The 13,794-nt window shown below is 73.6% G+C and carries 15 protein-coding genes; 9 read left to right on the top strand and 6 right to left on the bottom strand.

The annotated features are described in order from the left end of the window. Positions 1-24 precede the first annotated feature (24 nt). Positions 25-498: a 2-C-methyl-D-erythritol 2,4-cyclodiphosphate synthase gene (gene ispF, locus HUT06_RS06470; protein ID WP_217711226.1), complete on the top strand. Its 474-nt coding sequence runs from the start codon at positions 25-27 to the stop codon at positions 496-498. On the opposite strand, the gene fahA is transcribed toward ispF, so the two are convergent. Genes fahA through HUT06_RS06485 form a run of 3 tightly spaced genes read right to left on the bottom strand, consistent with a single transcriptional unit; the run spans position 495 to position 3,698 of the window. Next, positions 495-1,712 carry a fumarylacetoacetase gene (gene fahA / locus HUT06_RS06475; protein WP_176194875.1) on the bottom strand — a complete coding sequence of 406 codons (1,218 nt, stop codon included), beginning with the start codon at positions 1,710-1,712 and terminating at the stop codon, positions 495-497. The genes ispF and fahA overlap by 4 nt on opposite strands. After that, positions 1,709-2,491, bottom strand: a complete 783-nt coding sequence (locus tag HUT06_RS06480; protein ID WP_176194876.1) for a hypothetical protein — start codon at positions 2,489-2,491, stop codon at positions 1,709-1,711. The genes fahA and HUT06_RS06480 overlap by 4 nt, the downstream gene beginning before the upstream one ends. Positions 2,492-2,519: 28 nt before the next feature. Then, on the bottom strand, positions 2,520-3,698 hold the full coding sequence (locus HUT06_RS06485) for a DUF2637 domain-containing protein (RefSeq protein WP_176194877.1): 1,179 nt from the start codon (positions 3,696-3,698) through the stop codon (positions 2,520-2,522). A gap of 216 nt (positions 3,699-3,914) precedes the next feature. Between HUT06_RS06485 and HUT06_RS06490 the strand changes: the two genes are divergently transcribed. The 7 genes from HUT06_RS06490 (at position 3,915) to HUT06_RS06520 (ending at position 11,055) form a co-directional block, all read left to right on the top strand. Beyond that, complete coding sequence (locus tag HUT06_RS06490) at positions 3,915-4,643, top strand: DUF6585 family protein (RefSeq protein ID WP_176194878.1); 729 nt, start codon at positions 3,915-3,917, stop codon at positions 4,641-4,643. Between the two features lie 134 nt (positions 4,644-4,777). Next, positions 4,778-5,134: a YciI family protein gene (locus tag HUT06_RS06495; RefSeq protein ID WP_217711709.1), complete on the top strand. Its 357-nt coding sequence runs from the start codon at positions 4,778-4,780 to the stop codon at positions 5,132-5,134. Continuing rightward, entirely contained in the window at positions 5,131-6,408 is a 1,278-nt protein-coding gene (locus tag HUT06_RS06500; RefSeq protein WP_176194880.1) for an RNA polymerase sigma factor, read from the top strand. The genes HUT06_RS06495 and HUT06_RS06500 overlap by 4 nt, the downstream gene beginning before the upstream one ends. Further along, positions 6,395-7,261 (top strand): alpha/beta fold hydrolase, encoded by an 867-nt coding sequence (locus HUT06_RS06505; protein ID WP_254715012.1) that lies wholly within the window; start codon positions 6,395-6,397, stop codon positions 7,259-7,261. The genes HUT06_RS06500 and HUT06_RS06505 overlap by 14 nt, the downstream gene beginning before the upstream one ends. A gap of 139 nt (positions 7,262-7,400) precedes the next feature. Continuing rightward, the gene (gene cysS / locus HUT06_RS06510; protein ID WP_176194882.1) at positions 7,401-8,795 is read left to right on the top strand and encodes a cysteine--tRNA ligase; all 1,395 of its coding nucleotides are present in this window, start codon (positions 7,401-7,403) and stop codon (positions 8,793-8,795) included. 180 nt (positions 8,796-8,975) lie between these two features. Further along, complete coding sequence (gene rlmB / locus HUT06_RS06515) at positions 8,976-9,890, top strand: 23S rRNA (guanosine(2251)-2'-O)-methyltransferase RlmB (protein WP_176194883.1); 915 nt, start codon at positions 8,976-8,978, stop codon at positions 9,888-9,890. A 172-nt stretch (positions 9,891-10,062) separates the two neighbouring features. Then, positions 10,063-11,055 (top strand): EamA family transporter, encoded by a 993-nt coding sequence (locus HUT06_RS06520; RefSeq protein WP_254715013.1) that lies wholly within the window; start codon positions 10,063-10,065, stop codon positions 11,053-11,055. 3 nt (positions 11,056-11,058) lie between these two features. Here HUT06_RS06520 and HUT06_RS06525 read toward each other — a convergent pair whose 3' ends face one another. Both HUT06_RS06525 and HUT06_RS06530 read right to left on the bottom strand, forming a co-directional pair. Further along, positions 11,059-12,207, bottom strand: a complete 1,149-nt coding sequence (locus HUT06_RS06525) for an RNA polymerase sigma factor (protein ID WP_176194884.1) — start codon at positions 12,205-12,207, stop codon at positions 11,059-11,061. Next, positions 12,204-12,551 (bottom strand): YciI family protein, encoded by a 348-nt coding sequence (locus HUT06_RS06530; RefSeq protein ID WP_176194885.1) that lies wholly within the window; start codon positions 12,549-12,551, stop codon positions 12,204-12,206. Before HUT06_RS06530 ends, HUT06_RS06525 begins: the two co-directional genes overlap by 4 nt. A gap of 170 nt (positions 12,552-12,721) precedes the next feature. Here HUT06_RS06530 and HUT06_RS06535 point away from each other — a divergent pair, with 170 nt between their 5' ends. Next, positions 12,722-13,084: a hypothetical protein gene (locus HUT06_RS06535; RefSeq protein WP_176194886.1), complete on the top strand. Its 363-nt coding sequence runs from the start codon at positions 12,722-12,724 to the stop codon at positions 13,082-13,084. A 20-nt stretch (positions 13,085-13,104) separates the two neighbouring features. Here HUT06_RS06535 and HUT06_RS06540 read toward each other — a convergent pair whose 3' ends face one another. Then, the gene (locus HUT06_RS06540) at positions 13,105-13,773 is read right to left on the bottom strand and encodes a metallophosphatase domain-containing protein (RefSeq protein ID WP_176194887.1); all 669 of its coding nucleotides are present in this window, start codon (positions 13,771-13,773) and stop codon (positions 13,105-13,107) included. Between the last annotated feature and the right edge of the window lie 21 nt (positions 13,774-13,794).

Consider the following 13,794-nt stretch of genomic DNA (forward strand, 5'->3'; position numbering starts at 1 on the left):
GAATTGAGCATGAGGCTGCCACGGGTGGGCGTAGGTACCGACGTCCACCCGTTCTCGTCCACCCCGCGCCCCCTCAAGGTCGCGGGCCTCGAATGGCCGGGTGAGGGCCACGGCCTCGCCGGCCACTCCGACGGCGACGTCGCCGCGCACGCCGCCTGCGACGCGCTCCTGTCGGCCTGCGGCCTCGGTGACCTCGGCGCCGTCTTCGGCACGTCCGACCCCCGCTGGTCCGGCGCGTCCGGCACCGACCTCCTCGGGGAGGTCGCCCGCCGCGTCACCGAGGCGGGCTTCACCATCGGCAACGTGGCCGTCCAGATCATCGGCAACCGCCCGAAGATCGGCAAGCGCCGCGCGGAGGCCGAGAAGACCCTCACCGAGGCCCTCGGCGGCGCCCCGGTGACGATCTCCGCCACCACCACCGACGGCCTCGGCCTCACCGGCCGAGGCGAAGGCCTCGCCGCCCTGGCGACCGCCCTGGTCCTCCCGCCCGGCCCCTAGCCCTGGGCGGGGTGGACGGTGCCGGTCACCTCGCCCAAGGTGATGCGCGAGCCGGACGCGCCCGGTGCCTGGGCGCGGATCGTGACCGTGTCGCCGTCCTCCAGGAACGTGCGCTTGGTGCCGTCGGGCAGTTCGAGGGGCTCCTGGCCGTTCCAGCTGAGTTCGAGCATGCAGCCGCGCTGGTCGCGCTCCGGGCCCGAGACCGTCCCGGACGCGAAAAGGTCGCCGGTGCGCAGCGGCGCGCCGTTCACCGTGGCGTGCGCCAGCTGCTGCGGGGACGTCCAGTACATCGAGGCGAAGCGCGGGCGCGCCGCCACCTGCCCGTTGATCAGCACCTCCAGGCGCAGGTCCAGGCCCCACGGCTCGTCGCAGCGCAGGTAGTCCAGCGGCGCCGGGTCCTGGGCGGGCGGGTCGGTGCGCGCGGCCTCCAGCGCCGCGACCGGCACCACCCAGGAGGAGACCGACGTGGCGAACGACTTGCCGAGGAAGGGGCCGAGCGGCTGCGACTCCCAAACCTGAAGGTCGCGCGCGCTCCAGTCGTTCACCAGTACGTACCCGAACACGTGGTCGCGGAACGCGGCCGCGGCCACGCCGCGGCCGGCCGAGGACGGGACGCCCGCGACGAACCCGACCTCCGCCTCGAAGTCCAGCCGTAGCGACGGGCCGTAGGACGGCTCGTCGTCGCCGGGCGCGCGGCGCTGCCCGCACGGCCGGATGATCGGCGTCCCCGACGGATACACGGTGCCCGCGCGGCCGTGGTAGCCGACCGGCAGCCGCTTCCAGTTCGGCGGCAGCGGGTCGCCGGACGGGCGCATCATCCGCCCCGCGTTCACCGCGTGGTGCTCGTTCGAATAGAAGTCGACGTAGTCGGCGACCTCGAAGGGCCGCAGCAGCTCCACGTCCGCGACCGGGAGCAGGTGCGGCTCGACCCGGTCCCGGTACGACGCGTCGGTGAGCAGCTCCGTCACCCGCTCCCGGTTCGCCTGCCAGGCGCGGCGCCCCGCGACCATGAACGCGTTCAGCGAACCCGAGGCGAAGTAGCGGCGGTCCTCCACCAGCCCGGCCGCGGACATCGCGGCCAGGTCGAGGACGCGGTCGCCGATGGCGACACCGACGCGCGGCAGCTCCCCGGGCCGCGCGAACACCCCGTACGGCAGGTTCCCGATGCCGAACCCGGCGTCCTCGTCCACCTCAACCCACGACTCGGTCGTCATGGAGACATATCTTCCCCCGTGTCCGGCGATTCGATCAGGCCCAGCCGGTGCAGTTCCGCGAGTGCCGTTCCGAGGTGCCGGACGCCGACCGCGGCCAGCAGCCGGCGGGCGGCCTGCGCGGCCTCGTCCGGGAGCTTTCGGGCCTCTGCTGCCAGGTCCGCGGCGTCGGTGCGGTCGAGGATTCGCGCGATGTCGCGTTCACCGGCGGCATCGGCGGCGCGCGCCGCGCCCAGCAGGAGGGTTACGGCCTCTCTGCCCGTCCCGGCCGTGCAGGTGAAATCGAGGTCGCGCTCGGCGCAGGCCGCGATGAACGCCGCCGGCGCCGTCCGGGTCGCGGCGCCGAGGGGGATGCCGTGGTCGCGGGCGGCGGCGATGCGGTCCAGCGCGTCCCGCCAGCCGGTCGAGGGGCGCACCTGGACTCGTGCGGGGACCCCGGCGGGCAGCCGCGCCACCGCCACGGCGACGGACCGCGCCTGGTCGGCGTCCTCCGGGATGGTGATCTCCACGGCCGGGAGCCGGACCCGCGGCTCGTCCCGGACCGCGTCCAGCGCCTCCGGCAGCTCCTCAAGGCCGGTGTCCGCGACGAGGACGAGGTCGAGGAGGTCCTCCGGGACGAGATGGGCCCGCAGCTCGGCGAACCGGGACGCGGGGCAGCGCAGCCGCCCGGTGACCGGCGCGCGGGCGGCGGCCCGGTAGGCGGGCAGGGCCCCGGCCGGCGGGGCGGGGTCCGGCGGGAAGAGCGCGGCGTCGTCGAGGAGCCGAGCGAGGAGGGCGCTCATGCCGGGCCCCTACCCCGGACCCGTCCCGCTAGTCGGCGGGCGGGGTCGGGCCGCTGCGGAAGTTGCCGGACGGCGGCGGGTTCCAGTCCTTGGCCGGACTGTCGCCGGCGTCGGGGTCCTCGGCGCGGTCGGCGGGCGGCGGGTCGTGGAGGTCCTCGTCCGCGCCGGGCGGGTCGGCCGGTGCGGCCGGGCCGGGCACCACGATGTCGGGGCGGGTCGTCGCCGCCACCGGCCGGCGGGGCGCCTCCTCGTGATCACGGCTGCGGACCAGTTCGACGTCCGTCGGCAGCAGCGCGGGGACGGGGTCGAGCGGCGGCCGGGGCTCGGGCAGCGCGTCCAGCGGCGGCGCCGGCTCCGACGACAGGCCCCCGCCGTACGGGCCGTCCTCGAACCCGCCGAACTCCTGGGCGGGCTCCTGGACGGGCTCTTGGCTGGCGGGCTCGTCCGTGTCCGCTTCGTGCTCGTGCGCCTCGTGTGCCTCCGGCTCGTGTGCCCCCGGCTCAAGGGCCTCAGGCTCGCGGGCTTCAGGCTCGTGGAACTCCGGCCTTCGGACCTCTGGGGCGGGGGCGGTGGTGGGCTCGGGGGCGGACGTTTCCGGGGGGAAGGGGATGAGTTCGTCCGGTTCGTCGGCGAAGGGGGCGTGCGGCTCCGGCGCGGTCTCGGCGGGGGCCTCCAGGGCGAGCGGGGGCGCGGCCGGCTCCAGCACCTTCACGTGGCCGCGCTGCTGCGTCTCCGCGGGCGCGCCCGCGTCCTCGGCGGTGGGCCGGGCCACCCGGATCTGCTTGAACATCGTCAGCCACAGCCAGACCGCGATCACCAGCATGACGTGCGGCGCCACCGCGACCCCGGCCTTCACCGCGTCGTCCGGCAGGGACGCGTAGCCCCACACCGAGTGCTGGACGTGCAGCGCGGCGCCCCCGGCGACGAGGGCGAGCAGCAGCGCCCAGCGCAGCAGCCGCGTCCACCAGCGGGCGCCCCGGGTGACGACCAGCGACAGGATCGTCATCGCGACGAGCGTGTCGGCCATCACCGGGTACAGCGGCGCCCACCGCCGGCCCACCCCGCCCGCGAGCGCCAGTTCGCGGAGCACGGCGTAGGTGAGCACGTACGCGCCGGCCGCGAGCGCGGCGACGACGAGGCCGGCGAGGGCGGTCAGCAGCCGCCGCTGCCCGCGGCTGTAGGCGGGCCGGGTCCGATCAGTTGGCATCGAGTCTCGTTCCGGGGGAGAGGGCGCCTGAGGTCCTGAGCCGAGATTAACCAGCCCGGACCGCGCCGAACCGCAACTTCTTGGTGATCACTTTGTCGCTGTGCACCATAAGTGGGGAGACGTACGGTATGGACGACGACACCCCGAGGGGAGGCTGCGATGCCGTACGGCCGGTTCGTGGACGGAACGCGCGCCGGGCGGGCCCGGTAGCGTCGCGTGGCGTCGCCTCATGATCGGCTGGGCGAGCCGATCCGGACGTTCGACGGCCGGGCCGCGGCCCGCCGCACGTGGCTGTGGCTGGGCCTGCTGAGCCTGGCGTCGGTGGCGCTGATCCCGGGCGCCGTCGCCTACCTGCACGACCGCGTCTGGTGGGTGGGGATTCCCGCGCTGCTGCTGGCGATGGGCTGCGCGGCCGCCGCCGGCTGGATCGCGGGCCGCGACCGCCCGCGCCTCCGCCACCGCGTCGCGCGCCTCTACGCGGGGGGCCTCACGGTCACCGGGCCGGACGGCGAGGCCGCCTACGCGTGGGACGAGCTGGCGTCGGTGACGGTCTCCGGCCGACGCGGCGGCCCGCGCGTCCGGTGGCGCTTCACGATCGTGGCGGACGACGGCCGCGTGCTGCGCCTCGAAGACGACATCCCGGACGTCCGGACGCTCGGCGTCGCCGTCGCGGAGGAGGTGACGGCCCGGCTCGTCCCGCGCTGCCTGGCGGCGGTCCGGGCCCGGGAGCCGGTGCGGCTGGGGCCGTTCACCGTGGACCTCGACGGGGTCGAGAAGGACGGCGAGCGGCTGCCCTGGAAGGACGTCCAGGACGTGGTGATCGAGAACGGGATGGTGGCCGTCCGGTCGCACTCCGGCCGGACGGACCTGATGGCGGTCGCCTCCCAGGTGCCGGACGCGGCGGCGTTCGCGGCCCTGTGCTACCGGCTCGTCGACGAGACCTGATCTTCCTGAAGAATTTTTCGCGGACCGCGGCGGGGGATGTCGAGAACGCGTCCGCGGCTCCGATCGTTCTGTGACGAGCGGCCCCCGCGGCCGCCCGGAACCGCGAGGGAAGAAGAGGAGCACCCGTGAAGTACATGCTGCTGATCTACAACCGCCCCGGCTTCGTGGAGGAGCTGACGGAGGCCGAGCGCGAGGCGCTGTTCGGCGAGGTCGACGCGATCATGGCCGAGCTCACCGAGTCGGGGGAGATGGTGCAGGGCAACGCCCTCGCCGACGCGACCACGGCGAAGACCGTCCGGGCGAAGGACGGGCAGCCGGCCGTGACCGACGGGCCGTTCCTTGAGGCCAAGGAGCACTTCGCCGGCTACATCGTGGTCGACTGCGAGTCGCAGGAGCGGGCCGTGGAGATCGCCTCGCGCTGGCCCGACGTCCGGTACGGCGGGTACATGGAGGTCCGGGCGGTCATGACCGAGGCCGGGACGGAGATGTGAGGACGCCCCCGGCCGTCGAGGACCTGCTGCGCGCGCTCGCGCCGCAGGTGCTCGGCACGCTCGTGCGGCGGCACGGTGCCTTCGACGCCTGCGAGGACGCCGTGCAGGAGGCGCTGCTCGCCGCCGCCGTGCAGTGGCCGGGGGAGGGCGTCCCGGAGAACCCGCGCGGCTGGCTGCTGACCGTGGCGACGCGGCGGCTCACCGACCAGTGGCGCAGCGAGCGGGCCCGGCGCGACCGCGAGGCGGCCGTCTTCGCGGAGGAGACCGCGCTGGCGGGCGAGGGGGCCGCGCCGGGCCCGGGCGAGGGCCGCGCGGCCGACCGGGACGACACGCTGACACTGCTGTTCCTGTGCTGTCACCCGGCGCTGTCGCCGCCGTCGCAGGTCGCGCTGACGCTGCGCGCGGTCGGCGGCCTGACGACGGCGCAGATCGCGCGCGCGTTCCTCGTCCCGGAGGCGACGATGGCGCAGCGGGTCAGCCGCGCCAAGCAGAAGATCAAGGCCGCCGGGGCGCGGTTCGCGATGCCGCCGGCCGGGGAGCGCGACGCGCGGCTGCGGGCCGTCCTGCACGTGCTGTACCTCGTGTTCAACGAGGGCTACACGGCGTCCAGCGGGCCGGACCTGCAGCGCACCGACCTGACGGCGGAGGCGATCCGGCTGGCGCGGGGGGTGCGCGCGCTGCTGCCGGGGGACGGCGAGGTCGCGGGCCTGCTCGCGCTGATGCTGCTCACCGACGCCAGGCGCCCGGCCCGGACCGGGCGCGGCGGGCTGCTGATCCCGCTCACCGACCAGGACCGGACGCTGTGGCGGCGGGACGCGATCGAGGAGGGCACGGCACTGATCACCGAGGCCCTCACCTGGTCGCCGCCCGGCCCCTACCAGCTGCAGGCCGCGATCGCCGCCGTGCACGCGGAGGCGCCGCGCGCCGAGGACACCGACTGGCGGCAGATCCTCGGGCTGTACCGGCTGCTGTCGCACCTGTCCCCGAACCCCATGGTCACCTTGAACGAGGCGGTGGCGCTCGCCATGGTGGACGGCCCGTCCGCCGGGCTGGAGCTGCTGCGCGCCCTGGACGGCGACGCCCGGATGGCGGGCCACCACCGGCTCGCCGCCGTCCGGGCCCACCTGCTGGAGATGACCGGCGACCCGGACGCGGCGCGGGAGGCGTACCGGGAGGCGGCGCGGCGCACGACGAGCCTGCCCGAGCGCCGCTACCTCGACTCCCGCGCCGCACGACTCAACGGATCCGATGGAGAAGACGATGACGACGCTTGACGTTCCCGGCGCCACCCTGCACTACGAGGTGCGCGGGTCGGGGCCCGTCCTGCTGCTGATCTGCGGCGGGATCTACGACGCCGCGGGCTACGCCGGACTCGCCGGGCTGCTCGCCGACCGGTACACGGTCGTGACGTACGACCGGCGCGGCAACTCGCGCAGCCCGCTGTCCGGACCGCCGGAGCCGCAGCGCGCCGAGGTGCACGCCGACGACGCGTCCCGGCTGCTCGCCGAGGTGGCGGCCGGGCCCGCGTTCGTGTTCGGCAACAGTTCCGGGGCGCAGATCGCGCTGGAACTGGCCGCTCGGCACCCCGAGCAGGTGCGCGCGCTCGTCGCCCACGAGCCGCCGCTGCTCGGCCTCCTGCCGGACGCGGCGCACTGGGAGACGGTCATCGCGGACGTGGAGCGCGCCTACCGGGACGGCGGCGTCGGCCCGGCCATGGGGGTCTTCGGCGCCGCGATGGGCATGGGCGGCGACTCGGACGACGGTTCCGGCGCGGAGGCGCAGGGGGAACCGCAGGGGGAACCGCAGGGGGAACCGCAGGGCGAGCCGGATCCGGAGATGCTGGAGATGTTCGCGCGCTTCGAGAAGAACACCGGATTCTTCATCGGCTACGAGGTGCCGGGGTTCGGACGGCAGGTGCCCGATGTCGAGGCGCTGCGCGGGTCGTCCGTCCGGATCGTGGTGGCGGCGGGGGAGCGGTCCGCCGGCGAGCCGCCGCACCGGGCCGCCCTCGCGCTGGCGGACCGCCTCGGCACGTCCGCCGAGGTCTACCCGGGCGACCACGGCGGCTTCGGCGCCGAGGCGGAGGCGTTCGCGGCGAGGCTGGACGCCGTGTTCGCCAAGGCGTGACCCGCCGGCATGCGCGAACGGCATACGCGAACGCCGTGGGCGAACGGCTTGGGTATGGCGCCGATGGCATAGGCCGATGGCATGGCGCGCGTCGCGTGATGGACGGCGCGCGGCCTGCCTGATCCAATAACCTGAACCTGTGAGCCTGCGCTTCTACGACACCGGCACCCGTACCGTCCGCACGTTCGAGCCCCTGGAAGAGGGCCGCGTGGGGATGTACGTGTGCGGTGCGACCCCGCAGGCGTCACCCCACATCGGCCACCTCCGCTCGGGGGTCATCTACGACGTGCTGCTGCGCTGGCTGCGCGCGTCCGGCTACGAGGTGACGTTCGCGCGCAACGTCACCGACGTCGACGACAAGATCATCGCGGTGGCGGCGGAGCGGGGCGTGCCGTGGTTCGCGGTCGCCGAGGGCAACCAGCGCGTCTTCAACCAGGGCTACGACCTGCTCGGCTGCCTGCCGCCGACCATCGAGCCGCGCGCCACCGGGCACGTCCCGGAGATGATCGTGCTGATCCGCCGGCTGATCGAGAAGGGGCACGCCTACGCCGCGGGCGGCGACGTGTACTTCGACGTCAAGTCGTGGGCGGACGAGTACGGCTCGCTGTCCAACCAGCGGCTCGACAACATGCGGTCGGCGGGCGACACCCCCAACGAGGACTGCAAGCGCGACCCGCGCGACTTCGCGCTGTGGAAGGGCGCCAAACCGGGCGAGCCGTCCTGGGAGACGCCCTGGGGCGACGGCCGCCCCGGCTGGCACCTCGAATGCTCCGCGATGGCGACGAAGTACCTCGGTCCGTCGTTCGACATCCACGGCGGCGGCGTCGACCTGATCTTCCCGCACCACGAGAACGAGATCGCCCAGTCGCGCGCCGCCGGTGACGGCTTCGCCCGCTACTGGCTGCACAACGGGCTCCTCACCGTCGACGGCGAGAAGATGAGCAAGTCGGTCGGCAACGTGGTCCTGCTGCCCGACCTGCTGGGCAAGGCCCGTCCGGTGGAGGTGCGCTACTACCTGCTGTCGGCGCACTACCGCTCCCTCATGGACTACACCGACGCCGCCTTGGCCGAGGCAGTCTCCGCCTACCAGCGGATAGAGGGCTTCGTGACGCGCGCCATGGAAGTGGTGGGCGATGTGTCGGCGTCCTCTGCGCCGCCCGCGTTCAAGGCTGCGCTGGACGACGATCTGGGCGTCCCGCAGGCGCTGGCCGTGCTGCACGAGACCGTCCGGGACGGCAACAGCGCCCTGGCGTCCGGTGACCAGGATGCGGCGCGCGAGGCCCTCGGCTCCGTGCGCGCGATGGCGGACGTCCTCGGCATCGACCCGCTGTCGCCGCAGTGGAACCGCGCCGGCGAGGCCGACCTGCGTCCCGTCGTGGACGCGCTCGTCGCCGTCGCGCTGGAGCAGCGGCAGGCGGCGCGCGCGCGCAAGGACTACGCGTCCGCCGACGCCATCCGCGACGGCCTGGCGGAGGCCGGGGTCCTCGTCGAGGACACCCCGCAGGGCCCGCGCTGGGAGCTGAAGCGGGACTGAGCCGAGCCGTCGGCGGGGTTCGCGACGGGGACTGAAGGACGCCGCGCACCGGATAAAATCGGATGTTCGCGGGGGGTTCGCCAGTGCGCCGCAGTGTGCCGTCCCCGTCGCGCTGAGATCTTGAGCCGCCCGGCAGCCGCGAGGGCGAGCACGCAATCGTCGCGAGGGGCATGACCGACAATGGCCAAGCGCAAGGGCAAGGGACCCACCCCCAAGGCCGAGGACCGGCACTGGCACGCCAAGCGCCAGAAGGCCCGCGCCGTGAAGAGCGCCAAGCGCACCGGCACGCCGACGGTGGGCCCGGGCGCCCGCGCGAAGGGCGCCGCCGCGCCGGCCACCGGGGGCCGCCCCGCCGGTGCGCGCCGCGCGAACGGCGAGGTCCCCGAGCTGGTCACCGGACGCAACCCGGTGGTCGAGGCGCTGCGCGCGGGCGTCCCCGGCACGGCGCTGTACGTGATGTCCAGTACCGACGAGCGGGTCCGTGAGTCGATCCAACTGGCCGCCGACCGGCGCGTCCCGCTGCTGGAGACCGGCAAGAACGAGCTCGACCGGCTGACCGACGGCGCCGTCCACCAGGGCATCGCGCTGCAGGTCAAGCCGTACCGGTACGCGCACCCCGATGACCTGCTCACCGGGTCGTCGCCGCTGGTCGTCGCCGTCGACGGCATCACCGACCCGCGCAACCTCGGCGCGATCGTCCGGTCCGCGGCCGCGTTCGGCGCGAACGGCGTCGTCGTGCCGGAGCGGCGCGCCGCCGGGGTCACCGCCGGGGCATGGAAGTCGTCCGCCGGCACGCTCGCGACCTGCCCGGTCGCGCAGGCCACGAACCTGACCCGGCAGCTCAAGGCGTACCAGAAGGCGGGCTGCTTCGTCGCCGGGCTGGACGCCGCCGGCGGCGTGACCGTCGGCGAACTGGAGATCGCGTCCGGGCCGTTCGTCCTGGTCGTGGGCTCGGAGGGCAAGGGCCTCAGCCGCCTGGTCGCCGAGACGTGCGACATGCTGGTGACGATCCCGATGCCGGGCAAGGCCGAGTCCTTGAACGCGGGCGTCGCCGCCGGCATCGCCTTGTACGAGGTCAGCCGCCTGCGCGCCTGATCTCCGCCGCCCCTGGTCTCCGCCGCGCCTGATCTCCCGCACGCCTGATCTCCCGCACGCCTGATCTCCCGCGCACCCGGGGAACCGGTTTCTCTCAACAGGAATAATCTCAACGTTCAGATAATTGACGTTCATGTACCTGTTGGGATCGTCCGGTTCGAGGTGATCGTCCGTGACCGCCACCGCGGCATCCGGGACGCGGCACAGCCGCTACGCGTCCGACCTGGCCCTGGCCGCCCTCGCGCCCGCGAGCTGGGGCACCACCTACGTCGTCACCACCACGCTGCTGCCCGCCGACCGCCCGCTGCTCGCCGCCACCCTGCGCGCCCTCCCCGCCGGGCTGGTCCTGCTCGCCGCCGGCCGCCGCCTCCCGCGCGGCGACTGGTGGTGGAAGTCGATCGTCCTCGGCATGCTGAACTTCGGCGCCTTCTTCCCGCTGATCTTCTTCGCCGCCTACCGGCTGCCCGGCGGGGTGGCCGCGACCATCGGATCCGTCCAGCCGCTGGTCGTGGCGCTGCTGTCGCTCGGCATCCTGCGCGTCGCCCCGGCCCGCGCCGTGCTGTACTCGGCGCTCGCCGGCACCGGCGGCGTCGCGCTGCTGACCCTGACCGCCGACGCCCGCCTCGACCCGCTCGGCATCGCCGCCATGCTCACCGCGACGTCCCTGATGGCCGTCGCGATCGTCCTCGCCAAGAAGTGGGGACGCCCCGAATCGCCGCTGATCATGACGGGCTGGCAGCTCACGGTCGGCGGCCTGGCCCTGCTGCCGCTCACGCTCCTCACCGAGGGCGTGCCCGCGTCCATCACGGGCGAGAACGTGCTGGGCTTCGCCTACCTCGGCATCGTCGGCACCGCGATCGCGTACGCGCTGTGGTTCCGCGGCATCGACCGGCTGCCCCCGACCTCGGTCTCCCTGCTCGGCCTGACCAACCCGATGGTCGCGACCCTCGCGGGCCTGCTGATCCTCGGGCAGACGCTCACGTTCTGGCAGGTCGTCGGGTTCACCATCGCGCTCGGCGCGCTGCTCGCCGGCCAGTCCCTCAACCGCAGGCCCGCACCGCCCGTCCCGGACGCGCCCGTCGCGGACGGGTCAGCAGCGTCCCCGCCAGCCGCGTCCCCGCCTGCCGCGTCCCCGCCCGTCGCGCAGCCGGCGGGACGAGCCTGACCTTCACCGCCGCTTCTCCAGGAACGCGATCTCCACCGGATTCTCCGCCCGTTCGATGGCCGCGCCGTACGCCGCCGCGGCCTCCGCGCCCCTTCCGAGCCGCCGCAGCAGATCCGCGCGGACCGCATGGAACAGGTAGTACCGGCCGAGGTCGAGCCCGTCCACCAGCGCCAGACCGGCCTCCGGACCCTCGACCTCGGCCACCGCCACGGCCCGGTTCAACGCCACCACGGGGCTCGGCGCCACGGCCATCAGCTGGTCGTACAACCGCACGATCTGCGTCCACCGCGTGGCTTCAGCCGCCGCGTCGCTGTGCACCGCGTTGATGGCCGCCTGGATCTGGTACGGCCCCGGCCGGTCGATCTCCAGGCAGCGCCGGACGAGCGCCTGCCCCTCCTCGATGAGCCCGCGATCCCACAACCCCCGGTCCTGGTCGTTCAGCAGGACGAGCTCGCCCCCCTCCATCCGGGCCGCCTTGCGCGACTCGACCAGGAGCATCAACGCCAGCAGACCCAGCACCTCGGGCTCGTCCGGCATCAACTCCCTGAGCACCCGACCCAGCCGGATCGCCTCGGCGCCCAGCTCGTCCCGCCCCGCGTACCCCTGGTTGAACACGAGGTAGAGGACGGCCAGCACACCGGACAGCCGGCCGGGCAGCTCGCGCTCCTCCGGCACCCGATAGGGGATCCGGGCATCGCGTATCTTCGCCTTCGCCCTGACCAGCCGCTGCGCCATCGTCTTCTCCGGCACCAGGAAGGCGCGCGCGATCTCCGCCGTCGTCAGGCCCCCGAGCAGCTGCAGCGTCAGCGCCACCCGCGCCTCCCGCCCCAGCGCCGGATGGCAGCACGTGAAGATCAGCCGGAGCCGGTCGTCCGGCACGGCGCCCGACTCGACCGGCTCCCGCACCGTCACCGCCTCCGCGTGCTTGCCGGCCCGCAGCGCCTCCCGGCGCAGCCGGTCGATGGCCTTGTTCCGCGCCGTCGTGATGATCCACCCGGCCGGGCTCGGCGGCGTCCCGTCCGACGGCCACCTCCGGACCGCCTCCGCGAACGCGTCCTGGACCGCGTCCTCGGCGACGTCGACATCGCCGAAGACCCGGACCAGGACGGCCACCGCCCGGCCGTGCTCCTCCCGGAAGACCCGCTCGATCACACCTCGCCCTGGAACGGCCGCACCTCCATCGGCAGCCCCGTCACCTTGACGAACCTGGCCGCCACCCGCAGCGCCGCGTCCAGATCCTCGACCTGGATGATCGTGATGCCGCCGATGTGCTCCTTGCCCTCCGTCCAGGGCCCGTCCGTCGCGACGCAGTCATCCCCGCGCGGCCGCACCATGGTGCTCGCCTCGGGACCGTGGAAGCCCCGTCCGAACACCCACGACTCCTCCAGCTCCAGGTCCCGCCGGATCTCCGCGATGTCCGCCATGACCTTGTCCAGCACCTCCGGCGGCGGCGGGTCGCCCACCGGCTGGATCATGTTGAGCGCGTAGAGCTTCATGGTTCCTCCTCATTGCGTCCCCTACCCCGGTGACCTCGTCGTTCCCCGGCAGGGCCCGCGCACCACGCCCAGGCCCCTCGGACGCTCCCACCCCCTACACGAACGCCGCGCCCCGAAATCGACACCCGACCCCGAAAAAATCTCCACATACCCCCGCTAAGGTTCGGCGAGTGATCGCCCTCCGGCTGAAGCCGCTGACCGCCCTCCCACTGGCCCTGCTGGCCCTCGGCGCCACCGCCTGCGGCGCCGGCACCGAGAACGCCAAGGTCGAGTGCGCGCACACCATCACCGGCCGCGCCAAGAGCCCCTGCACGGTGACCTTCGACCGCGAAGGCCCGTCCGCCGCCACCGTCCTGGGCCGCGACGTCGAACTCACCACCACCGAGCGCGACCGAGTGACCCTCACCGTCGCCGCCACCGAGATCACCGTCGCGCTGGACGATCACGAGGCCCAAGAGGCCAACCTGAACATCACCATCAAGTCGATCGGCAGCAAGAAGGTCGCCATCCGCTTCTCGGAAGTAGACGTCTGACATCCCCTCCCGCGACAAGCTCAGCTCGGGCTCCGCGCCGGCGGCACGACCTCGCCCACGGCACCCGATGGCTCCAGCCGGACAACGGTGGGGCCGCGCTCGCACTCCCATGTGGTGACGTTGGCGAAGGTCGTCTCCTCATGGCGCCAGAGCCCTCCGTCCTGGTGGATGTGACCGAACAGGTGGAGCTTGGGACGCACCTCCCGCACCCGAGCCAGCAGATCCTCACAACCGTGCCGCCCGGGGTAGGCGTTGGCGTCACCGATCCCCAGCGGCGGCCCATGCGTGACCAAAACGTCGACGCCGTCCGGAATCAAGGCCCATTTCTCCGCAAGGGCACGTCCCCGAGGCAGATTGAACGCCCACTCGTTGAACTCCGGCTGCCACGGGCTGCCCCAGAACGTGACGCCGTCGATCTCCGTCCCGTTGTCCTCCAGGTAGCAGATGCCACGTTCGGCCAAGACGGCACGAGCACGCTCAGGCGCGTCCGTGAACATCCAGTCGTGATTACCCGCGACCACAACCTTCGTCCGATGTGGAAGGCCGTACATCCAGTCGGCGGCGTCCTCAAGCTCGCCGAGGTCCTTGCCGCGCCGACACAGATCCCCCGCATGCACGAAGACATCCCCATCAGGGACGACAAGCTCCCGATGAAAGGTGTGCGTATCGGCAACCGCCACAATCCGCATAGCCAGAGGGTACTGAGCCTT

The sequence above is a fragment of the Actinomadura sp. NAK00032 genome (assembly GCF_013364275.1).
In the GTDB taxonomy this organism is placed as follows: Bacteria; Actinomycetota; Actinomycetes; order Streptosporangiales; family Streptosporangiaceae; genus Spirillospora.